Source organism: Speluncibacter jeojiensis (assembly GCF_029589495.1).
Classification (GTDB): Bacteria; Actinomycetota; Actinomycetes; order Mycobacteriales; family Mycobacteriaceae; genus Speluncibacter; species Speluncibacter jeojiensis.
Genome location: NZ_JAAIVF010000001.1, coordinates 1,436,071 through 1,457,075, shown reverse-complemented (window position 1 = coordinate 1,457,075; position 21,005 = coordinate 1,436,071). Strand labels below are relative to the sequence as shown.

Below are 21,005 nucleotides of genomic sequence, written 5' to 3'. Positions count from 1 at the left end.
GATGCATCGGCCGCGCCCGGCGGTCAACACCCCGATGGATCACCGCAGATCGCGGCGCCGGAATGCGACCAGTCCGCCGCCGAGGAGCGCCGCGGCCACCACCAGCAGCCAGACGATCGGTGCGAGCTCGAACTGCCCGCCCGGCAGTTTGGGCAGGTGCGCGAACGGGTTGAGGTCGAGCAGCGACTGCGGGAGGCCGACGAAGAATCCCGCGATGAACAGGGTGACGACGAAGCCGAGCACGACCCAGGCGGCCGTCGCGAACCGCGGCACGGCTCCGAACAGCAGCATCGCCGCTGCGGTGATCACCCAGATCGCCGGCACCTGGACCAGCGCGCCTCCAAGGGACTCGCGCAGACCCTCCGCGACGTCGCCGATCGCGAGCCCGTACGCGAGGCCGGTGAGCGCTCCGCAGACGGCCATCGCCACGGCGGGGCCGAGCAGTGCGAACAGCACGTGCCCGCCCGCCCACCGGGTGCGTCCGGTCGCCGTGGACAACAACGTCTCGGCGCGGGTGGCTTCCTCCTCGCTGTGCAACTGCAGCACCGCGGAAATGGCGTAGGCGGTGGCGAAGAGCGCGAACTCCCCGAGGCTGACGGCGATGTACGCCTGGTCGAGTGCCGCGCCGCCGCCGCCGCGGCGGATCATCTCGTTGACCGTCTCGTTGGTGCCGAACTGCGTGGTGACCGCGTGTGCGGTGTTGCCGATCAACAGTCCGAACAGCCCCAGCCCGACCGACCAGGCGAGCATCGCCGCGCGGTGCTGTCGCCACGCCAGCGCGGTCGGGCCGGTGAACCGGCGGCCCGCGGTCGCGGGGCCGGGGCGCTCGGCGATCAGGCCCGCGTCCAGGTCCCGGCGGCGCACCAGCGCATAGGCGACCACCAGCAGCGCGGTGGTCGCGGCCGCCGGCAGCACCAGCACCCACCACCGCTCCTGGGCGAACGGTCGCAACTGCTGTGACCAGCCCAGCGGCGAGAACCAGGACAGCACACCGGATCCGGAGTCGCCGACCGCCCGCAGCCCGTACGCGACCCCGAGCGCGCCCAGCGCGATCCCGCGGGCCGGCCGCGCGCTCCGCGACAACTGCGCGGCGACGGCGGCGACCGCGGCGAACACCGTCCCGGCGCTGAAGATCGCCAGCCCGAACGCAATCGAACCGGTGACAGGCCGGCCGATCGCGATCAGGCCGACCGCGGTGATGGTCGCGGACACCGCGACTCCGCCGACCGCGAGCGCAAGCGCCGCGGTCAACGGCGCGCAGCGGCCGATGGCCGTCGCGCCCACCAGTTCGAACCGGCCGGACTCCTCCTCGGCGCGGGTGTGCCGGACGACGGTGAGGACCGCCGCGAGCGCGATCAGCGGGTAGACGATGCCGCTCCACCACACCGTCACCGCGCCCAGGCTGGTGCCGAACAGCGGGCCCTCCAGCGACGCGAATCCGGAGGAGGCTGCGGCGAACTTCTGCCGATCCTGCTCGGTCGGGTAGAGGTGCCCGAAGGCGACCGAGTAGAAGACCGGGATGATGCCGAGGTAGAACACCCACACCGGCAGGATCCGCTGGTCGCGGCGCAGATACAGCCGCAGCAGCAGCCCGGTGCCGGTCAGCGTCGACGAGTTGTTTCCTGACGCCGTCGAAACACGCTGCGCGACAGTCGTGGTGGTCATGACCGCACGCCCGCTTCTGCCGGGGCGTCGTCGGCGCCCTCGTAGTGTCGCAGGAACAGCTCCTCGAGGGTCGGCGGACGGCAGGTCACGCTGCGCACCCCGGCCTCACCGAGCGCGCGCAGGACGGCGGTCAGGCTCGCGTTGCCTGCCTGGCAGGTCAGCGTGTTGCCGTCGACCCGCACGTCCTCCACACCGGAAATGGTCGTGAAATCGGTTCCCGTGTCGACCAGTTCGGCGGTGATCAGGCTGCGGCTGAGGTGCTGCATCGAGGCGAGAGAGCCGGTCTCGACGGTCTTGCCGGCGCGGATGATCGTCACCCGCTCGCACAGCTGCTCGACCTCGGAGAGGATGTGGCTTGACAGCAGCACGGTGGCGCCGTTCATGCGGGCCTCACCGACGCATTCGCGAAAGACCTGTTCCATCAACGGATCCAGACCGGAGGTGGGCTCGTCGAGCAGCAACAGGCCGGCGTTCGAGGCCAGCGCCGAGATCAGTGCGACCTTCTGCCGGTTGCCCTTCGAGTAGGTGCGGGCCTTCTTGCGCGGGTCGAGGTCGAACCGCTCGATCAGCTCGTCGCGGCGCCCGCGGTCGAGGGTGCCGCGCATCGAGCCGATCAGGTCGATGGTCTCGCCGCCGGTCAGCGACGGCCACAGGGTGACGTCACCGGGCACGTACGCGATGTGACGGTGCAGGTCGACCGCGTCGGCCCAGGGGTCGCGGCCGAACAGCGTCACCCGGCCGCCGGTGTGGCGCAGCGCGCCGAGCAGGATGCGGATGGTGGTGGACTTGCCGGCGCCGTTGGGGCCGAGGAACCCGTGCGCCTCGCCCTCGGTGACCTGGAGGTCCAGGCCGTCCAGCGCCCGGGTGCGCCCGAAGGTCTTCTCCACCGCGCGGGCGTCGATGATCGTCGTCATGGTGCTTACTCCTGGGAGTCGAGAAACGCGTCGAGTACCGATCGGTCGGTGAACAGTCCCTCGGTGTACAGCTCGAGGGCGGGCAGTGTGGTCGCCGTGGCGAGGTCGCGGATGGCGCGGCGAAAGTCTGGTGGCGCATCGGGTTTCGTGTTCATCTGCATGCCGATCAGCATCGATCCGACGCTTGCCTGGGTGAGGTAGCGTGCCCGTGCCGCGGGGTCGCGGCTGGGCGTGAACCGGCCCGCGGCGACCCCTTCGGCAAGCAGGCGGTCCGCGTCGGCGACCATCTGCTCGAACAGCGCCCGGGCGAACTCGCCGCCCGACTGGAAGCTGCGCACGACATAGGCGGCGATCGGGGCGTAGTCCTCGACCTCGGCCAGCGCCGCGAGCATGCCGGCCGGCCCCGGGCTGTCGAGGGCCTCGCGCTTGACAGTCGTGATGAGCTCGCGGATCTGTGCGTCGCAGGCGGCGCGCAGTCCGTCCTTGGACCCGAAGTGGTGGTTGACCAGCCCCGGCGAGACGTGCGCCGCGGCGGCGATCGTGCGGACGCCGGCCGCGAAGCCCCGCTCTCCGAAAACCCTGATCGCGGCGTCGCGGATGCGCGCGTGGGTGGCCAGGTCTCGGTCGGGAACCCGTGGGTCCGCGAGGGCTGAACACATGTTTAACAGATTAAGCAGGTGTTCGACGTTGCGCAAGGGATCCGTGGTCCCGGTGAGCGAGTGGCACGGCACGCTCGCGATGTGCGGCGCGGGATATAAACGGATGAACCCCCGAACACCGAAGACCCTGGAGGACTCAGTGGCCGCAGCAGACGCCATCCGCAAGACCGTGCAGGCCTACGTCGATGCGGTCGGAGCCGCCGACCCGGACGCGATCCTCGCGTTGTACGCCGACGATGCGACCGTCGAGGACCCGGTCGGCTCGCGGGTGCGGGTCGGTCGTGACGAGATCGCCGCCTTTTACGCGCGTAGCGCCGGGTACGCCAACCGCAGCGAACTGCTGGCCTGCCGCATCGCCGGCGACAGCGCGGCCTTCCACTTCCGCATCACCACGACGTTGCCGGACAAGACCATCGAGATCGAGCCGATCGACGTGATGGTCTTCGACGAGGACGCCAAGATCGTGCAGATGCGCGCGTTCTGGGCGCCGGAGGACTACCGCACGCTGTAACCGCCCGCTACCCTCCGAACTGGAACATGTTCTAACTACGTGAGGGGCACAGCCATGGCGTCAGCCGAGAAGATCCGCGAGGTCGTCAACTCCTATGTCGCGTCGGTCGCGACCGGCACCGCCGACGATGTCCTGGCGCTGTACGCCGACGGCGCCGTCGTCGAGGACCCGGTCGGCAGCGAGCCGCACCGCGGCAAGGAGGCCATCCGCGGCTTCTACGCGATCATCGAGCCGCTCGAACAGGAGGCGGAGTTGCTGACCGTGCGGATCGCGGGCAACAGCGCGGCGTTCCAGTTCTCGCTGGTGACCAAGGCCGGCGACCAGAAGTTCACGCTGGCGCCCATCGACGTCATGGAGTTCGACGAGGACGGCAGGATCACCAGCATGAAGGCCTACTGGGGCCAGGACGACATGGTGATCGGCTAGCAGGGTTTGCGGTGGCCGGGGTCCTCGTTCACCTGTGGGCGAGGGCCCGGCAGCCGCTGTTCAGTTGCTGACCAGTGGAACGACGGAGCGGTGTGTTCTCCGTCAGGCTTCGGGGATGGCGACGCCGAAGGTTTCGCGAGTGATGACTTCGGGTTCGGGGCCTCCGCGGACACCGGTGTCGAGGGCGTCGATGGCGGCGAGTTCGTCGCTGGTGAGGGTGAAGTCGAAGACGTCGAAGTTCTCGGCGATCCGCGACGGTGTCACTGACTTCGGGATGACTTGGCGTCCCTGCTGCAGGTGCCATCGCAGCATCACCTGGGCCGCGCTCTTGTCGTGAGCCTGGGCGATCGCGTTGATGGCGGGGTCCTCGAGGGTCGACCCGTGTGAGCCGTCACGGTAGAACGTGATGCCGCCGATCGGTGACCACGCCTGCGAGATGATCCCGTGCTCGGCGTCGACGGCGAGCAGTTCGGTCTGTCGGAAGTAGGGGTGGACCTCGATCTGGTTGACCGCCGGCACGATCGAGGTGGCGGCGACCAGGCGGGTCAGATGCTCGGGCATGAAGTTGCTGACGCCTATGGCTCGTACCTTGCCGTCGGCGAGTAGTTGCTCGAGCGCCCGGTAGGCCTCGATGGTGAGGTCGAACTCGCCCGGCAACGCCTGGTGCAGGATCAGCAGATCGATCTGGTCGATCCCGAGTTTGCGGGCGCTCTTGTCGAAGGCGTGCAGCGTCGAGTCGTAGCCGTAGTCGGTGACCCAGACCTTGGTTTCGACGAAGACGTCCGACCGGTCGACTCCTGAGCGTTCGATCGCCTCGCCGACACCACGCTCGTTGAGGTAGACCGCGGCGGTGTCGATGTGCCGGTACCCGGTGTCCAAGGCGGTCGTCACCGCATCGAACGTCTGCTCCGGTGGTGTCTGATAGACCCCGAACCCCAGGGCAGGCATGGTGATTCCGTTGTTCAAGGTGATCTGCGGGGTGGTCATGGCCTCGACGCTATGCCCCCAGGGGCGCTCGTGGGAGTGTCCGCTGATCGGGGTACCCACAGTGCCTGCCACGAAGACATCGCGTTGCCTACGTGCGGATGGAACGCGGGAATCCCGCCGGGGCGCGGCGGCCGTTCGGTCACGAAGCACGGATCAGCCGTGGCGACCCGACCCGTCCCCCGAGTCGTTCTGCGCACCTGAGGTGAGGACGGCCAACAGATCCGCGGCGCTGTCGGACAGAAGTCGGGCGTGATCGGCATTCTCGTCGGACACCCACCGGCGGCTGGTCTGGCGGAGGATGGCCATGCCCGCGTCGGTGGCCAGTCGCGCGGTCCGCGGCTCGACACCGCGCCGCTCCAGCGCGGAGATCAGGGCCTGTGAGAGGGTGGCGAGTTTCATCAGCTCGCGTTCCAACAGAGGCGGATTGGCGGAAATGACCGCGGATCGTTCCCGCAGGAACTCGCGGGGGCGGATCACCTCGGGCGCCTTGCCGAATGCGGCCATCAGCATGGTCAGAGGATCCGCGCCCTCGGGGGCCGCCTCGATGGCGCCGACGAAGCACTGCTCGAGTTCCTCCCCGCCGAACAGCACCTCGCGCTTGTCGGGAAACCAGCGGTAGAAGGACCGTTCGGTGAGTCCGGCTCGCTTGGCGATCTGCGCGACCGTCGTGCGGTCGTAGCCCTGTTCGGCGAACAGCTCCAGTGCCGCTCGCTCCAGGCGTGCGCGCGTATTGCCTTCCCATCGTGCCATGCGCTCAGCATAGTGACAGCAGATGCTGTCGTCAGCTACGGTGAGTGACGACAGCACCTGCTGTCATTGATTAGGAGGCATCATGCGCACCCTTCGCTTCCACGAATACGGCCCGCCGCTCGACGTCGTCCGGCTCGACGAGGCCGAAATTCCCACGCCGGGGCCGGGCCAGGTCCGGATCGCGGTCCAGGCCTGCGGGTTGAACCCCGCGGACTGGGCGCTGTGCGACGGACTGTTCGCGGGCACCCTTCCTCGCGGTATCGGGCTCGAGGTGTCCGGGACCGTCGATGCGCTCGGTTCCGGAGTGGCCGGCGTCGAGATCGGCGACGCGGTTCTCGGCCCGGTGCCGTTCCGGTCATCAACGGCCGGTGCGTCCGACCACGCGGTTCTGGACCGCTGGTTTCCCCGTCCGCCGGGCCTCGATCCGGTCGCCGCCGCCGCGCTGCCGATGGCGGTCGAGACGGCCCACCACGGCCTGGCCGGGCTCGGCGTCCCCGAATCCGCCGACGGCATCACCGTGTTCGTCAATGGTGCGGGCACCACTGTCGGATATGCCGCGGTGCAGATGGTGTTGCGGCGGGGGGCCCGGGTCATCGCTTCCACGGGCAAGACCTATGCCGACGCGTTGCGCGCCTTGGGCGCCCAGATCACCGCCTACGGGGAGGGCATGGCTGAGCGGATCCTGGAGTTGGCCGGTGGCCGGGTCGACCTCGCTCTGGATGCGGCACCGGTGAGCAACTGCCTGCCCGAGGTCGTCCGGACGGTCGGCAAGCCGGCCGATGTGCTGACGCTCAGCGACTTCGCCGCGGCCCACGAACTGGGTGCGCGAACCCAGTTCAGCGCGAACACGGTCCACGACCCGGGCCGCACACTGGGCGACTACGCCCAGTTGGCGGCGAAGGGCGAGTTCACGGTGCCGGTCGCGCGTGCCGTCCCGCTCGAGGACTGGCGCGGGGCCGCGGAGCTGAGCCTGTCCGGCCGGGCCGGCGGCAAACTGGTCCTTCGGCTGGTGTGAACACCGGAGCCGCGGCTGCATCCCACCGCAGGGCCTCAGGACATTGGGGTGGTCAGCTGCCGAACGGGCCCGAGACGCCCGGAGGCGGCGGCACGGGGCCGTCACCGGGCACGGAAACGATGCTCGAGGCCTGCCGAACCGTGAAGACGGGCAGCGGGAAGGCCTTGAGGAACGGGTCGACTCCGGGGTACGCGGAGACCCACATGCCGGAGTTCAGGCCGTCGGAACGACTGCAGGTCGCCAACACGACGTACGAACCGGCCGGGATGTCGGTGACGGTCTGTGTCGCGGTGCCGACCGGGATGACGCCCTGGTCGTAGAGCGTCTGCCCGGCGGCGATCACGCCGGCGACCGGGGGCAGCACCCCGCCGGGCGCCGGCGCGAGCGACGTCCCGCACGTCAGCGGAGCACCCGAGTGGTTGATGATCGTGTTGGTGACCGTCGAACCGCGGACCGAGTAGCTGTAGGAGACGTCGCCCGGCGTGACCGCCGAGGCCATCGCCGGGGCCAGCACTGCCGACGGAATCGCAGCTGCCGTCACCAGCGCGGCCCGGGAGATCAATCGCATACGTTCGTCCTTGCCTTCGGTTCAGTGGGTTGTCCCCGATCTTGCTACAGCGTCCCGGTCAGCGGACAGATTTCCGTCTCGACGCGCGCGAACCCGGCAGGTGCGGTACGAATGAGCTTGCGCCCATGGGTTGATCAGTAAACACAACGGATCGAGAGGGAGGCGTTCATGTCCTCGGAGATTGACTGGAACACGATCATCGAGAAGATCATCGGCATCCTCGCCGGAGCCGCGCCCGGCGGCGGCACGGGTACCGGCGGCGACGGGACCGGCGGAACCTCGGGCACGTAGCCGAGCAGGCACATTCGGTCCGCGGCGCAGGTCCCCAGCGCGAAGGCAACGGCTCGGGACCGCGTCGCGGATACGACTCCACCGTGTTTCACCCGCTGCGGCGTGATCCACGACGCCGTGTGGGCCCACGTGCCCGGCCGCCCTCGTGACCCGGAACAGCTCGCGCGAAAGCTGATCGACCGGCTCGCATCCGTCGAGTGGCATCCGTGGACCGTACGGTTGCGGCGCGGCATCGGAGGCATGGCGGCCGGCGCGATCGTCGGGTCGACCTCTTACTTTGCGGACAGCGTCCGCGATGCGAGCCTTGAGATCGGGTCGACGAAGTACACACCCGCGGTGTGGTCCAGTGCAGTAAACCCCGAGGTCAAGTGGTTGCTGCTGGGGTACGCGTTCGACACGCTCCGCGCCGGCCGCGTGCAACTCAAGACCGACGTCCGAAATCGCCGCTCCCAGCGGGCGATTGCCCGACTCGGTGCCCGCTATGAGGGGACGCTGCGACGGCACTTCCGCCGTGAGGACGGCACCGTGCGGGACTCGGTCATGTTCTCGATTACCGCCGAGGACTGGCCGCAGGTAAATCGGCGACTTGCCGCGCGTCTGCGCGAGTCGTCGGCGGTGCGCGGCTGATGGTCCTCGAACATGCACTGCTTACCGTCCGCCCCGGGCAAGAACGAGACTTCGAGATCGCCTTCGCGCAAGCAAAGACGATCATCTCCCGTCATCCAAGTCGACCAGGTACACAGCGTGCTCGGCGGCGTAGAGCCGTCGTCTTCGTTGATCCCGTGTTTGAGTGCGGATCTATGCGCCTTCACGCGACCTGGGTCCAGGCACGCACCGCTTCGCGGATCGCCTCGGACCGGGACACACGCTCTTGCTCGGCGCGGGCGTTGAGCGCCTCGAGCAACGCCGCATCCATCCGCACCGGCACCACCGCTCCGGGGCCGTCACCGATGGTCGGTCGGCCACGTTTGCGCGGCTTCTCGACGTCATAGCCAGCCTCAGCCTCGTCCGCCCAATCCTGGATCATCCCGTCCGTGACGGGTGTTCCCTTGATCGTCTCCTCAGCCATAGCGATTATTGTATTACGAAAACAGGTCCTCGACTACAGGCGCTGACCAGCCCCGAGAAGGTGGCGCCGGGCGCCGCCGGCCGGCAGGTACCAGACCGATCCCTGGCCGGCGGCGTCTCATGAGTTCGTTCCACCACGAGGTGTCACCGACTCGCTACGGGCGCGACTTTCGAGACACTGTCCGGGGTGGTCGAGACGGCGGGCCGTGTGGGGATCGGCGATGCCGGCGTCGCGGTCAGGACCTGACCGACTCGTCCCTGGCTCGTTGCAGTGCCGCGTACCTCGCGGAGCGGGACAGGCCGCTGATCTCGCAGAGTTGAACGGCGGAGTAGTCACCGGAGTCGTAGTTCGCGAGCAGGTGTTTGCGTTGCAGGACAGAGAGGTTCGGTTGTTACCTTTGAGCCGACCGGCCTTCTTTGCCTCGGCCCCGCCCTCGCGGGCGCGGGCCCTGATCAGGTCGGACTCGAACTCCGCCATCAGGGACAGCATCCCGAAGAACAGTTTCCCGGTGGGGTCGGTCGGGTCGGTGGGATCGTGGATGAGTCCGCCGATGCTCAGCCGGGTGCCCTTGGCCTCGAGTTCGTCGGCGGTCGCTCGCAGGTCGATCATCCGACCGTCCGACGGCGGGGCGCGTCGCCCTTCCGTCAGCCCACTCCGGAGTGGGCTGCGCAGCGTAGCCGGTGATACACCGAACCGATTGCTGTTACGGGTGTCCGGTTGATCGATCTGCTGGACTGGAGCGCCGTTGTGCCCTTTGCCGATTCGAATCGAGGAGCTCCCACGAGCCCTACCCGATACGCGTACCCGGGAGAGCCTCGTCCTCGGCGACGCTCGCCCACGCCTGCGCGGCGACCGTACCGTCGGGCAGCGTGCAGGTCAGCTCGACGTCGACGCGGGTCTCGCCGTCCTGGACGTAGCGCTGGACCACGTACGCCGTGCAGGTGTGCTCGGGTGCCGACAGCAGCCGCACTCGAGTCCTGAAGCGCCGCAACTGTTCCGAGGGAAACCTCGTGGCGGCGAACGACGCCAGCACGTCGGCGATGTGCGCGTCGGGACGCCCGAGCGCGGCCGGCTCCGACACCACGGTGACCTGCGCGTGGTGCGAGGTGAACGCGGACACGTCCGCGCCGTTGGTCCACGCCTCGAGCACCTGCCGGCCGTCGTTGTCCCAGAAGCGGGTCAGCAGCGTCCGGTCCGCCGGCGAACCGCCGGGATGCGCCGAGACCTCGGTGTAAGCCGAGAGCGTGTCCCCCGCCTCCGGCGGCGGGCCGTGGAAGACGAAGTCCTGCTCGAGCGCACAGTCCGCGGTGGGGAGCTCGCCGCCGGTCCCCCAGGGGCTCGCGGCACTCGTGGGCAGCGCCTGCGTGCACAGCGACCGTGCCGCCAGCGTCCACGGCACCTCTGCCCAGAGGACCCGGGCTTCTTCCGATGCGGTCAGTGTGCTCATCGCATTCCTCGCTCTCTTGACGTCTCTCCCGGTGACGCCGCCCTCCACGTTAGACCCGTCTGCCGTCGTCAGCCGCTGCCGCGTCCCGCTGACCGGGCGTTTTACCCCTGCGGGTGGGCGCTCGGCGGTCGTTTAGGAAAGCCTCTCGCTCAGCGGGAGACGGGCGTGTCATCCGCCTTGCCGTCGGCCGACTATGACCTGAACCACACCTGCGGATGTCTCAGGTCGTAGAGCGGAGGAAGCAATGACGGTCAATTCGACTGATGTCGACGACGAAGTCAGGATGATCGAGTCGGGCGGCAACCCCACGCGGTTCGCGCGCGGATGGCACCTGCTGGGTCTGGTCAAGGACTTCAAGGATGGCAAGCCGCATTCGATCGAGGCGTTCGACACCAAGCTGGTCGTCTGGGCGGACAGCAACGGCGACCTGAAGGTCCTCGACGCCTACTGCCGGCACATGGGCGGCGACCTGTCCCAGGGCACCATCAAGGGCGACACCATCGCGTGCCCGTTCCACGACTGGCGCTGGGGCGGCGACGGCCGCTGCAAGGACATCCCGTACGCCAAGCGCGTCCCGATGCGGGCACGCACCCGCGGCTGGGAGACGCTCGAGCGCAACGGGCAGCTGTTCGTCTGGCACGACCCGCAGGGCAACCCGCCGCCGGCGGGCGTCACCATCCCGCAGCTCGAGGGCTACGGCACCGACGAGTGGACCGACTGGAACTGGCAGACCCAGATCGTCACCGGCTCGAACTGCCGCGAGATCGTCGACAACGTCGTCGACATGGCGCACTTCTTCTACGTGCACTACGCGTTCCCGCGCTTCTTCAAGAACGTCTTCGAGGATCACGTGGCTACGCAGTACATGAGTTCCACCCCGCGCCAGGACATCGAGGTCGGCACCAACTACGACGACCCCAACTCGACGCTGCGGTCGGAGGCCTCGTACTTCGGTCCGTCGTACATGATCGACTGGCTCTACAGCGAGGCGAACGGCCAGCTCATCGAGACGGTGCTGATCAACTGCCACTACCCGATCTCCGCGAACTCGTTCAAGCTGCAGTACGGCGCGATCGTCAAGAAGCTGCCGATGCTCTCCGACGAGGAGAACGCCGCGATGGCCGAGAAGTTCACCGAGGGCGTCAAGGTCGGGTTCGAGCAGGACGTCGAGATCTGGAAGAACAAGACCCGCATCGACAACCCGCTGCTCTCCGAGGAGGACGGCCCGGTCTACCAGCTGCGTCGCTGGTACCAGCAGTTCTACGAGGACGTCGAGAACGTCACCGAGGACATGACCAAGCGTTTCGAGTTCGAGATCGACACCACCCGCGCCGTGCAGAGCTGGGAGGCCGAGGTCGCCGAGAACATCGCCAACGGCGACGTGATGACCGCCGCCGATGCCTGATCCCACCGGATCACACACGTACACAAGGAACCGCACAAAATGACCCACCAGGTACTGGACAACATCGTCGCGCTCGCCGACGATCTGCGCGCGCAGGCCGAGGAGGCCGAGCGCCTCGGCAAGCTGCCCGACGACACGGCCAAGAAGCTCCGTGCCGCCGGCCCGATCAAGATGCTGCAGCCCAAGAAGTTCGGCGGCTTCGAGGCCCACCCGCGCGACTTCGCCGAGACCGTCATGAAGGTCGCCTCGTGCGACGGCGCCAGCGGCTGGGTGTGCGGCATCGTCGGCGTGCACCCGTGGCAGCTGGCCTTCGCCGACCCGAAGGTGCAGGAGGAGGTGTGGGGTGCCGACAACGACACCTGGATGGCCTCCCCCTACGCCCCGCAGGGCGTCGCGATCCCGGTCGACGGCGGCTACCGGTTCAGCGGCCGCTGGCAGTTCTCCTCCGGCACCGACCACTGCGACTGGGTTTTCCTGGGCGCGTTGATCGGTGACGAGAACGGCGTCCCGACCGGACCGACGATGCTGCACATGATCCTGCCGCGCAGCGACTACGAGATTGTCGAGGACTCGTGGAACGTGGTCGGGCTCAAGGGCACCGGCTCGAAGGACATCATCGTCAAGGACGCCTTCGTACCCAGCTACCGGGTGATGAACGGCGACCAGGTCATCGACGGCACCACCCAGAAGGAGTACGGCGTCACCGAGACGTTGTACAAGATGCCGTGGTCGAACATGTTCCCGCTGGGCATCACGTCCGCGGTGGTCGGCATCGCCGAGGGCGCGCTGGCCGCCCACCTGGACTACCAGCGCGGCCGTGTCGGCGCCCAGGGCACCGCTATCAAGGACGACCCGTACGTGCTGTTCGCCATCGGCGAGGCCGCGGCCGACATCAACGCGGCGCGCCAGGAACTGCTCGCCAACGTCGACCAGATGTGGGACAGGGTCGATTCCGGCAAGGAGGTCTCGTTTGCCGATCGTGCGGCCGGCCGCCGCACCCAGGTGCGCGCCGCGTGGCGTGCGGTGCGGGCGGTCGACGAGATCTTCGCCCGCTCCGGCGGCAACGCGGTGCGCGAGGCCAATCCATTGCAGCGCTTCTGGCGCGACGCACACGTCGGCCTCAACCACGCCATCCACGTGCCGTCGACCGTCTACCACGCAGCGGCACTCAGCTCGATGGGCTTCGATCCGTCCGATCCGCTCAAGGCGATGATCTGACCGCCGTAGAGGCGACCAGCTCTTCCGGAACCACCAGAGGGACAAGGGAATGACTGACATCAAGGGGCTGGGCTACCTCAAAGTCCAGACCAACGACATGGACCGCTGGCGCACCTTCGCGTTCGATGTCCTGGGCTTCGCGCAGGGCAGCGGCCCGGACGACGACGCGCTGTACCTGCGGATGGACGAGCGGGCCGCGCGCATCATCGTGGTGCCCGGCGAGACCGACGAGATCGTCACCATCGGCTGGGAGGTCCGCGACGGCGCGGCGCTGCAGCGCGTCCGCGAGACGGTCGAGCGTGCCGGCGTCGCGGTCAAGCCGTTGTCGGTCGAGGAGGCCGACGCCCGGAGGGTCGAGGAGGCCATCACCTTCATCGACCCGACCGGCGCCACGCTGGAGGTGTTCCACGGCGCGGTGCTCGATCACTCGCCGGTGGTCACCCCGTTCGGGGCGAAGTTCGTCACCGGCGCGCAGGGCCTGGGCCACGTGGTGCTGCCGGTGATGGATTCGCCGGCCGCGTTCTCCTTCTACACCGACGTGCTGGGCTTCCTGCCTCGCGGCGCGTTCCGGATCCCGGCCCCGCCGGAGTTCGGTCCGGTGCGCATCCGCTTCCTCGGGGTCAACGAGCGCCACCACAGCCTGGCGCTGTGCCCGGCCCCGCACGGCGGCGCGCCCGGCCTGATCCACGTCATGGTCGAGGTCGACACCCTCGACGCGGTCGGTCAGGCGCTCGACCGGGTCGCCAAGGACGGCTTCTCGCTGTCCTCGACGCTCGGCCGGCACACCAACGACAAGATGGTGTCGTTCTACGTCCGGGCGCCCGGCGGCTGGGACATCGAATTCGGCACGGAGGGAATGAAGGTCGACGAGACCCACTACTCCGCCGAGGAGATCACCGCCGACAGCTACTGGGGCCATGACTGGTCCGGCAGCGAGCCGTTGGCGGCGATGTAGGCGAGACCGCGGGCCCCGGACGATGCTCCCCGTCCGGGGTCCGCTGCTTTCTTGAAGCGTCACAGACTGTTTCGAATCAGCACAGAGACTTCCGCAGATCGAGGAGACGATGGTAGGCGAGAGGATCTTCGTCGTCGACAGGGTGACCACCAGGCCGGGCCGAGCCCGCGAGTTCGTCGACGCGTACCTCGCCGACTATGCGCCCGGTGCATTACGCCGGGGCATGACGCTCGACCGGATCCTGGTGAGCCCGCCGCTGTGGTCCGGCGACCAGGCCAACACGGTGACCATCACCTGGACGGTCGAGGGCGTCGGCGCGTGGTGGGACATGACCCGGTCCGGGCGCGGAGATCCGGCGCCGGCCCGGTGGTGGACGGCGGTCGACGAGCTGATCGTCGAGCGGTCGCGCGAGATGGCCGCCGGCTACGAGGACGTCGAGGTGCTCGGCTGTGTATGAGGTCATCCGGATCGTCCATCACCGCGACGATGCATCTTTGGCCGACGCCGTCGAGAACCTCCGCCGTGCAGCACTGTCCGCCGGTGCCACCCACGCGCAGGTCTCCCCCACTCTGCCGGGCACGATCAACGGCGGGGACCTGATCGTGCGGCTCCGATTCGCCGACGCAGCAGCCTGGCGTCATGCCCGCGCGGGCATCGACCACGCTCTCGCCGCAGTCGGGACCGACCGGGTACACGGAGCGGAATTTGCTGCGGGACAGCGCGACAGGCGTCAGGGTGGTCCCTCCGGCAACGGCGTGTACCGAGCGCTGCTGCTGCGCGTCGCCCCGTCGGCCCCGCCCGACGTCGTGCAGAGCTTCGAGCGGGACCTGCTGCGGATGCCGGCCTTCGTCCCCGCGATGCACGCCTGGCAGCTCAGCCGGGTCGACGTCGCCGAGGGCCCCTGTGCGTGGACGCACGTGTGGGAGCAGGAGTTCGACGATCTCGCCGGGCTGTCCGGCCCGTATCTGAACCATCCCGTGCACTGGGCCGTCGTGGACCGCTGGTTCGACCCCGAGTGTCCCGACGTGATCGTCCGGGACCGGGTGTGCCACACCTACTGCGCACTGGACGGCCCGGTCATCGAGTGGCCCGCACCCGGGCCGACCCTGCTGTCGCCACTCGACTAGACCACGGAGGACGGGCCGGGTCGTCGCTGCGAGGGTTACGCAACCGAGATCGGTAAAACCTGTGACAACGGGTCACATCGGGTAGCGTCGACGCTGCGCGCGCGCTTTCAGAGGTTCTTCAGCGGTCACCCTGTTGACCGGATCTACTGTGATCAGGAGATATCGATGGATGCCCGCAAGTTGTTCGCCGAGTTCCTCGGAACGGCCTTACTCGTCTTCATCGGAGTGGGCGCCGCCACGCTGTCGTTCGGGTTCGACATGACCGGCAGCAGCACCTCCGCCGGGGTGGTCGTCACCGCCCTGGCCTTCGGCCTGGTGATGCTGATCCTGGCCTACGGGATCGGACCGATCTCCGGTGCGCACATCAACCCCGCGGTCACGATGGGCTTTCTGGTGTCGGGCCGGATACCGGTCACCGAGGCGATCGGCTACTGGGTCGCGCAGATCCTAGGTGGCATCGCCGGCGCGGCAGTCCTGCGTGGAATGTTCTCCGGTGCAACGGGATACTCGACTTCACACCAGGGCCTCGGTGCCGACGGCTACGGCGACGCCTCCATGATCCACCTCGGCCTCGGCGGTGCCTTCGTCGCGGAGGTCGTGCTGACCTTCATCTTCGTCGCCGTGGTGCTGGCCGTGACGTCCAAGGCCGCCAGCACCGTCGCCTCCTGCCTGGCGATCGGCTTCGCGCTGGGCACGGTCCATCTGGTCGGCATCCCGCTCACGGGCACCTCCGTGAACCCCGCGCGCAGCATCGGTCCGGCGTTGTTCGTCGGCGGCGACGCGCTCAGCCAGCTGTGGCTGTTCATCGTGGCCCCGCTCGTCGGTGGCGCCATCGCCGCACTGGTGATGCTCTACCTGTACCCGCGCAAGGCCGAGGTGTCGGCCGCCGCGCACGAGAAGGTTGAGGCCAGCGTCTCCTGACGTCGGATTTTCGACTGTTTTTCACCGTTCGGGCGGACGTGTCGCCGAGAGAATGATGGCGACCGTCCGCTCGACCTCTTCGTCTGTAGCCTTCCGGCCCATCATCAACGGCGCCAGGAACAGTGGCGCGATCAGTGCGTTGACCACCGCCTCGGGGCTGTGTTCGGTGGTGGCATCGCCGCGTTCGGCGGCCCGTTCCACCATGCGTTGCCAGCCCTCGCGCATCGGCCGGTACTGCTCGACGACGAGGTCGCCGAAGTCGGGGAACCGCCTGCTGGCGATGAGCGCCGAGGTGGCCGTCTCGACGGGATCGGCGGCGTATCCCGCGATCAGGTGCGCGAACTCGCGCACGTCGCTCTCCCAACTGCCGGTGTCGGGCGGCGTCATCTGCCGCACGTGCATCGACAGACCCTCGATCAGCAGGTCCTTGTGGGTGGGCCACCAGCGGTAGACGGTTTTGCGGGTGACGCCGGCCCGCTCGGCCAGTTCGACCGTCGTGAAGTCGATGCGCCCCTCGGCCAGAAACGACAGGCAGGCCCGGCCGACCGCGCGGCGGACCTCCTCGCTGCGCCCGCCGGACCGAGTGCGGACCCGTCCCGAGGATGCCTTCTCCTGTGCGGATTCGTCCGTGGAGCCGTCCTCGACCTGCGTGTTCACTGTGGTTTCCTCCCAAAACTCAGTCTTAACGATACATACTGTTGACTTTATGCGCCTGGGCGCACATGATGTGGATCACATTCTTCATCGACCGGCCTGGACTGTCAGGTGCCGGTGTGCTTCGGGTCCCACTGTGCGCCGCCGCGCGCACGGACCGCCAAAGGAGATCCACATGCAGGACGAACTTCGCTTCGACGTCGCCGTCGTCGGCGCCGGACCGCTCGGTGCCGCAACCGCCCGGCACCTGGCCGACCGAGGAGCCGCGGTCCTCGTCGTCGGGCCCGACGAGCCCGCCGGGTTCGAGGACCACCAGGGGGTGTGGGCCGGCTACTACGACCAGGGACGGCTGGGGCACGTGCTCGAGGTGCCGCTGGTGACCTCGCTGCTCGCCGCCCGGTCGATGCGCCGGTTCCCGGAGCTGCGCGAGCGCAGCGGTGTCGAGTTCACCACGCCCACACACTCGCTCGCGGTGCTGCCCGACGCGTCCGAGAACCCGCAGGTCTCCCTGTGGTTCGACCGCGACCGGCTGCTGCGCAACGCCGAGGACCTGGGCGTCATGGTCGAGGCGTTCGACGAGGACGGACTGCGCCGCGAGTACCCGCAGCTGCGGTTCCCCACCGGCCACGTCGCGGTGGTCCAGCGCGACGCGTTCATCGTCAATCCGCGTGAGTTGGTGCGCGCCGAGCTCACCGCCGCGACGGCCGCCGGCGCGGTCCTGGCGCGCGACGAGATCACCGATCTCACCGAGGCGGGGAACGACACGGTGCTGACCGGGAAGTCCGGCGCCACCTGGCGTGCGGGCAAGGTCGTCATCGCGACCGGCGCCGCCGCCAACGTCACCGGACTGCTGCCGCGGCCGCTGCAGATGCAGTCCTACGGCGCGACGGTCGTGCTGGTCGAGGTCCCGGATCCGGACAAGGTCGACATGCCGGCGATGATGTATCTGAAATCCGTTGCGGGACAGCTCGGATTCGGCGGCATCGTGATGTCCCCGCTGCGCTACCCGGACGGCAAGTGGTACGTCAAGGTCTCCGGCCGCAGCCTGCTGGACAACCCGCTGAACACCGCGGACGAGATCGCCGCGTGGGTGCGCACCGGTGGTCGCACCGAGGACATCGCCGAGACCCTCGAACTGCTCGCCGAGCTGATGCCCGGCCAGGAGTTCGGACCCGCGAAGGTCCGGCCTTGCATGGTCTGCGACACCCCTACCGACCTGCCGTACATCGACCTGGTCGACGACCGCACCACCGTGGTGATCGAGGGCGAGCGCGGGGTCATGGCCGCCGACGAGATCGGCCGCCTGGCAGCCGAACTCACCATGTCGGGACACTGGACCGACGGCATCCCCGGCGACGTGTTCGCCGCCCGCTGGGCCGACGTCGACATCGAATCCGAACTGCAAACCGTCTCCTGAGCCCGGCGCGCTCGGGCTCGCCATCAACACGACCCTTCACCCAGAGGCATCCACTTACATGAAACTTGTCATCCTCAGCGCCGGTTCGATTGCCGCCGCCGCCGCACGGCTCCTCGCGCCCACCGGCAGCTACGACGAACTGGTGATCGCCGATATCGACCTCGATAAGGCGAGCACGCTCGCAAACGAGCTGGGCGGCAAGGCTGTCCATTTCGACGCTACCGACCCGGCGAGCATCAGGTCGGCCATCACCGGTGCCGATGTGGTGTTCAACGCCGTCGGGCCGTTCTACCGCTTCGGCATGCCGATCATTCGCGCGGCGGTCGACTGCGGGGTGAACTACGTCGACGTCTGCGACGAGTTCGATGTCGCCGAGCAGCTTGTCCGGGCCACCGACCTCGACGAGGCCGCCAAGACCGCCGGCGTGAGCGTGATCTTCGGTATGGGCTACGCGCCGGGTATCACCAGCCTGATCGGTCGCTGGGCGGCAGAGTCGCTGGACTCCGCCCACAGCGTCGACGTGACCATGGCGATCCCCTACATGGTCAACATGGGCGCGACCATCAACGAGCACATGCTGCACTCGATGTCGGGGGACGTCCGCCAGTTCATCGACGGCGAGATCCGCTCGGTGCCGGCGTGGGGCGGGCCGCGGCCGACCACGTTCGGGGCACCGTTCGACACCACCGTCGACGCCGGCTACATGGGTCACCCGGAGGGCATCACGCTGGGCACCTACGTGCCCGGGCTGCTCAATGCCACCGTCCGCTACACCTGGTTCGAACAGGCCGGCAACGAGATGTGGCAGCTGTTCGAGAAGCTCGGACTCACCGATCCGAACGAGATCGAGGGCCTCCCGATCTCACCGCGCCAGTTCCTGGCCCGGTTCATGGCGACCGCGGAGGGCGAGCGCGGCCTGGCCGTGGAGAGTTCCCGCATGCCGGGGACGGTCATGCAGATCGTCGCCGAAGGCGAGATCGGCGGCGAGCCCGCCCGGGCGCAGTTCGAGACGCAGATCGTCTACACCGGCGGACTGTCGCACGACCCCACCCCCCGGGCCGCGGCCGCCGCGGTGCGTGCCGTGCTCGAGGGCCGCGTCACCCGCAAGGGCCTCATGTCGCCCGAGGCGTGCTTCGATCCGGAACCCTTCGTGACCGGGGTTCTCCAAGAATGCGGGATCACGCTGACCAAGCAGATCACCACCACCACAAAGATCAACTGATCCATCTGGGCCGCAAGTGGATTCGCGGCCGGAAGCGGTTCGCGAATCCACTTGCGGGCAATGAGGCGCAGCACCTTCTGGGGGAAGCGGGTCCGGACGTCGTTCCTGCTGCGGGAACGTCCCGGATCCTCCAACATCCGCGTCGATGACGCGGTATTGCAGGTCATCTCAACTCTCCACCGCCATTTCGGGCACGACCACTGTGTCGTGCGCTCCGCGGTGTTCCCATCCGTTCCGGAAGGACCACAGGCATGAACTCTTTCGGCTCCACCCCAGACATCGAGACCCGCGGTCCGGCAGAGGATTCGGGCGCAGGATGGTCACCCAAGGTGATCCTGTCGCTGTTCTCGATGGCGCTGGTACTCGAACTCCTGTCGATCAGCTACCTGCTCATCTCGGTTGCGCTGCCGCAGATCTCGGCGAACTTCCACACCACCCAGAGTGCGTGGCTGTTGACGTCGTTCCTGCTGCTCGGTGCGGTGACCTCACCGCTGATCGGCCGGCTCGCGGATACCCACGGCAAACGCAAGCTGCTGTTGTGGTGCATAGGCCTGGCCGCCGTCGGCTCGCTGCTCTCGGCGTTGGCACCGTCGTTCGCCATCCTGGTGGTGGGTCGTGCACTGACCGGAATGCTCAGCCCGACAGTATTTCTCGTCTACACGCTCATCCGTGACGTGTTCCCGCCGCGAACCGTCGCGATGTCGGTCAGCGTCTCGATCAGCGGTATGGGCCTGGTGGCCATCCCGGCGCCGTTCCTGGCCGGCTGGCTCATCGACAACTTCGGCTTCCGCAGCCTGTTCTGGTTCACGCTGATCTGTCTGGTGGTGCTCGCCCCGGTGATCATGCTGACCACCGACGAGTCGCCCGTCCGGCTGAGCTCGCGCCTCGACTGGGTCGGTGCGGTGCTGCTCGGCCTGGGCCTGGCCGGCGTGCTGATGGCGGTGAGCTTCGGCCCGGATTGGGGCTGGACCGACGCGAGCACCGTCGCCTACCTCGTCGGCGGACTCGTGCTGATGGGCGCCTGGCTGGTGTCGGCGCGGCGCGTGAAGCAGCCGCTGATCGACACCCGGCTGCTGATGAACCGTCCGGTCGCGCTGACCGCACTGGCCAGTGGCCTGGTCTACGGCGCGATCGCGGTGTTCACCATCGTCCTGCCGTTCATGGCGATGTCGCCGAGCGAACTCGGCCTGGGCTACGGGTTCGGTGTCGACGCAGAGGGATTCGCCTACCTGCAGGCACCGCTGGCCGCCGCGACGGTGCTCGGTGGTGTCGTCGTCGGCCGCTTGGTCAAGCGGGTCGACCCGCGCGTGCTGATGGTCGTCGGGCTCGGGCTGATGGCCGTGGGTGCCGCGGTGACCGCGCTGTCGCACGGCAACGAGGGCATGGTCATCGTGTTCGGCGCCATCGTCGGTCTCGGCACCGGAATCGGCTACGCCAGCACGCCCAACCTGCTGCTGACGGTGGTTCCGCAGTCGCTGCAGGCGACCACCGGTGCGCTGGCGTCCGTGTCGCAGAACGTGCTGCCTGCCGTGATGCCGGTGATCGCTTTCGCCGTCCTCAACTCGCACATCGCCACCGTGCTGCAGGGGCAGGCGTTCTACTCGGACACCGGGATCTCGATCGGCTACCTGATCGCCGCCGGCACGGCCGTCGTCGGTGTGGTCGCCGCGCTGGCCCTGCCGCGCAAGACCGAGGCTTCGGCCGAGTTGCAGGAACTCGCGGCGGAGTCGGGCGGCAGCGACACCTCGACGCCGGCCGCGGCGCTCCTGCTCTGAGCCCAGGAC

General features: G+C 68.4%; 24 protein-coding genes. 14 read left to right on the top strand and 10 right to left on the bottom strand.

Annotated elements, in window-relative coordinates:
• Nucleotides 1-39: 39 nt before the first annotated feature.
• From G4X40_RS06480 to G4X40_RS06470, 3 genes are read right to left on the bottom strand one after another with little or no spacing between them, the layout of a single operon-like run.
• Nucleotides 40-1,665 carry an ABC transporter permease gene (locus G4X40_RS06480; RefSeq protein ID WP_277830966.1) on the bottom strand — a complete coding sequence of 542 codons (1,626 nt, stop codon included), beginning with the start codon at nucleotides 1,663-1,665 and terminating at the stop codon, nucleotides 40-42.
• The gene (locus G4X40_RS06475) at nucleotides 1,662-2,579 is read right to left on the bottom strand and encodes an ABC transporter ATP-binding protein (RefSeq protein ID WP_277830965.1); all 918 of its coding nucleotides are present in this window, start codon (nucleotides 2,577-2,579) and stop codon (nucleotides 1,662-1,664) included. Before G4X40_RS06475 ends, G4X40_RS06480 begins: the two co-directional genes overlap by 4 nt.
• Before the next feature lie 5 nt (nucleotides 2,580-2,584).
• Nucleotides 2,585-3,238, bottom strand: a complete 654-nt coding sequence (locus G4X40_RS06470; RefSeq protein ID WP_277830964.1) for a TetR/AcrR family transcriptional regulator — start codon at nucleotides 3,236-3,238, stop codon at nucleotides 2,585-2,587.
• Between the two features lie 103 nt (nucleotides 3,239-3,341).
• Here G4X40_RS06470 and G4X40_RS06465 point away from each other — a divergent pair, with 103 nt between their 5' ends.
• Complete coding sequence (locus G4X40_RS06465; protein ID WP_277831315.1) at nucleotides 3,342-3,749, top strand: SgcJ/EcaC family oxidoreductase; 408 nt, start codon at nucleotides 3,342-3,344, stop codon at nucleotides 3,747-3,749.
• A 54-nt stretch (nucleotides 3,750-3,803) separates the two neighbouring features.
• Nucleotides 3,804-4,175, top strand: a complete 372-nt coding sequence (locus tag G4X40_RS06460; RefSeq protein ID WP_277830963.1) for a nuclear transport factor 2 family protein — start codon at nucleotides 3,804-3,806, stop codon at nucleotides 4,173-4,175.
• 102 nt (nucleotides 4,176-4,277) lie between these two features.
• Here the strand turns inward: G4X40_RS06460 and G4X40_RS06455 are convergent, their stop codons facing one another.
• Nucleotides 4,278-5,162, bottom strand: a complete 885-nt coding sequence (locus G4X40_RS06455) for an aldo/keto reductase (protein WP_277830962.1) — start codon at nucleotides 5,160-5,162, stop codon at nucleotides 4,278-4,280.
• 153 nt (nucleotides 5,163-5,315) lie between these two features.
• Nucleotides 5,316-5,912 carry a TetR/AcrR family transcriptional regulator gene (locus G4X40_RS06450; protein WP_277830960.1) on the bottom strand — a complete coding sequence of 199 codons (597 nt, stop codon included), beginning with the start codon at nucleotides 5,910-5,912 and terminating at the stop codon, nucleotides 5,316-5,318.
• 82 nt (nucleotides 5,913-5,994) lie between these two features.
• On the opposite strand from G4X40_RS06450, the gene G4X40_RS06445 reads away from it, so the two are divergent.
• Nucleotides 5,995-6,927 (top strand): NADP-dependent oxidoreductase, encoded by a 933-nt coding sequence (locus G4X40_RS06445; protein WP_277830958.1) that lies wholly within the window; start codon nucleotides 5,995-5,997, stop codon nucleotides 6,925-6,927.
• A gap of 52 nt (nucleotides 6,928-6,979) precedes the next feature.
• On the opposite strand, the gene G4X40_RS06440 is transcribed toward G4X40_RS06445, so the two are convergent.
• Complete coding sequence (locus G4X40_RS06440) at nucleotides 6,980-7,495, bottom strand: hypothetical protein (protein WP_277830957.1); 516 nt, start codon at nucleotides 7,493-7,495, stop codon at nucleotides 6,980-6,982.
• A 168-nt stretch (nucleotides 7,496-7,663) separates the two neighbouring features.
• Between G4X40_RS06440 and G4X40_RS06435 the strand changes: the two genes are divergently transcribed.
• Both G4X40_RS06435 and G4X40_RS06430 read left to right on the top strand, forming a co-directional pair.
• A complete protein-coding gene (locus tag G4X40_RS06435; RefSeq protein ID WP_277830956.1) occupies nucleotides 7,664-7,786 on the top strand; it encodes a hypothetical protein in 123 nt (40 codons plus the stop codon).
• A 102-nt stretch (nucleotides 7,787-7,888) separates the two neighbouring features.
• Entirely contained in the window at nucleotides 7,889-8,413 is a 525-nt protein-coding gene (locus G4X40_RS06430; protein WP_277830955.1) for a GNAT family N-acetyltransferase, read from the top strand.
• 181 nt (nucleotides 8,414-8,594) lie between these two features.
• Here the strand turns inward: G4X40_RS06430 and G4X40_RS06425 are convergent, their stop codons facing one another.
• The 3 genes from G4X40_RS06425 to G4X40_RS06415 all read right to left on the bottom strand — a co-directional run bounded on the left by G4X40_RS06425 (nucleotide 8,595) and on the right by G4X40_RS06415 (nucleotide 10,302).
• The gene (locus tag G4X40_RS06425; RefSeq protein WP_277830954.1) at nucleotides 8,595-8,855 is read right to left on the bottom strand and encodes a ribbon-helix-helix domain-containing protein; all 261 of its coding nucleotides are present in this window, start codon (nucleotides 8,853-8,855) and stop codon (nucleotides 8,595-8,597) included.
• Nucleotides 8,856-8,972: 117 nt separating this feature from the next.
• Nucleotides 8,973-9,464, bottom strand: a complete 492-nt coding sequence (locus G4X40_RS06420; RefSeq protein WP_277830953.1) for a recombinase family protein — start codon at nucleotides 9,462-9,464, stop codon at nucleotides 8,973-8,975.
• Between the two features lie 178 nt (nucleotides 9,465-9,642).
• Nucleotides 9,643-10,302, bottom strand: coding sequence for a hypothetical protein (locus G4X40_RS06415; RefSeq protein ID WP_277830951.1), 660 nt, complete (start codon nucleotides 10,300-10,302; stop codon nucleotides 9,643-9,645).
• Between the two features lie 244 nt (nucleotides 10,303-10,546).
• On the opposite strand from G4X40_RS06415, the gene G4X40_RS06410 reads away from it, so the two are divergent.
• From G4X40_RS06410 to G4X40_RS06385, 6 genes are all read left to right on the top strand, one after another.
• Nucleotides 10,547-11,707: a Rieske 2Fe-2S domain-containing protein gene (locus G4X40_RS06410; protein WP_277830950.1), complete on the top strand. Its 1,161-nt coding sequence runs from the start codon at nucleotides 10,547-10,549 to the stop codon at nucleotides 11,705-11,707.
• 39 nt (nucleotides 11,708-11,746) lie between these two features.
• Nucleotides 11,747-12,925, top strand: coding sequence for an acyl-CoA dehydrogenase family protein (locus tag G4X40_RS06405; protein WP_277830949.1), 1,179 nt, complete (start codon nucleotides 11,747-11,749; stop codon nucleotides 12,923-12,925).
• Nucleotides 12,926-12,974: 49 nt separating this feature from the next.
• Nucleotides 12,975-13,880 carry a biphenyl-2,3-diol 1,2-dioxygenase gene (bphC, locus tag G4X40_RS06400; protein WP_277830947.1) on the top strand — a complete coding sequence of 302 codons (906 nt, stop codon included), beginning with the start codon at nucleotides 12,975-12,977 and terminating at the stop codon, nucleotides 13,878-13,880.
• 109 nt (nucleotides 13,881-13,989) lie between these two features.
• Nucleotides 13,990-14,337 (top strand): hypothetical protein, encoded by a 348-nt coding sequence (locus tag G4X40_RS06395; RefSeq protein WP_277830945.1) that lies wholly within the window; start codon nucleotides 13,990-13,992, stop codon nucleotides 14,335-14,337.
• Entirely contained in the window at nucleotides 14,330-15,007 is a 678-nt protein-coding gene (locus G4X40_RS06390; RefSeq protein ID WP_277830944.1) for a Dabb family protein, read from the top strand. Before G4X40_RS06395 ends, G4X40_RS06390 begins: the two co-directional genes overlap by 8 nt.
• A gap of 165 nt (nucleotides 15,008-15,172) precedes the next feature.
• Complete coding sequence (locus G4X40_RS06385; RefSeq protein ID WP_277830943.1) at nucleotides 15,173-15,928, top strand: MIP family channel protein; 756 nt, start codon at nucleotides 15,173-15,175, stop codon at nucleotides 15,926-15,928.
• 21 nt (nucleotides 15,929-15,949) lie between these two features.
• On the opposite strand, the gene G4X40_RS06380 is transcribed toward G4X40_RS06385, so the two are convergent.
• Nucleotides 15,950-16,585: a TetR-like C-terminal domain-containing protein gene (locus G4X40_RS06380; RefSeq protein ID WP_277830941.1), complete on the bottom strand. Its 636-nt coding sequence runs from the start codon at nucleotides 16,583-16,585 to the stop codon at nucleotides 15,950-15,952.
• A 172-nt stretch (nucleotides 16,586-16,757) separates the two neighbouring features.
• Here G4X40_RS06380 and G4X40_RS06375 point away from each other — a divergent pair, with 172 nt between their 5' ends.
• The 3 genes from G4X40_RS06375 (at nucleotide 16,758) to G4X40_RS06365 (ending at nucleotide 20,996) form a co-directional block, all read left to right on the top strand.
• Nucleotides 16,758-17,999, top strand: coding sequence for an NAD(P)/FAD-dependent oxidoreductase (locus G4X40_RS06375; RefSeq protein WP_277830939.1), 1,242 nt, complete (start codon nucleotides 16,758-16,760; stop codon nucleotides 17,997-17,999).
• Between the two features lie 58 nt (nucleotides 18,000-18,057).
• Nucleotides 18,058-19,221, top strand: coding sequence for a saccharopine dehydrogenase family protein (locus tag G4X40_RS06370; protein WP_277830938.1), 1,164 nt, complete (start codon nucleotides 18,058-18,060; stop codon nucleotides 19,219-19,221).
• Nucleotides 19,222-19,472: 251 nt separating this feature from the next.
• Entirely contained in the window at nucleotides 19,473-20,996 is a 1,524-nt protein-coding gene (locus G4X40_RS06365; RefSeq protein WP_277830937.1) for an MFS transporter, read from the top strand.
• Nucleotides 20,997-21,005 lie beyond the last annotated feature (9 nt).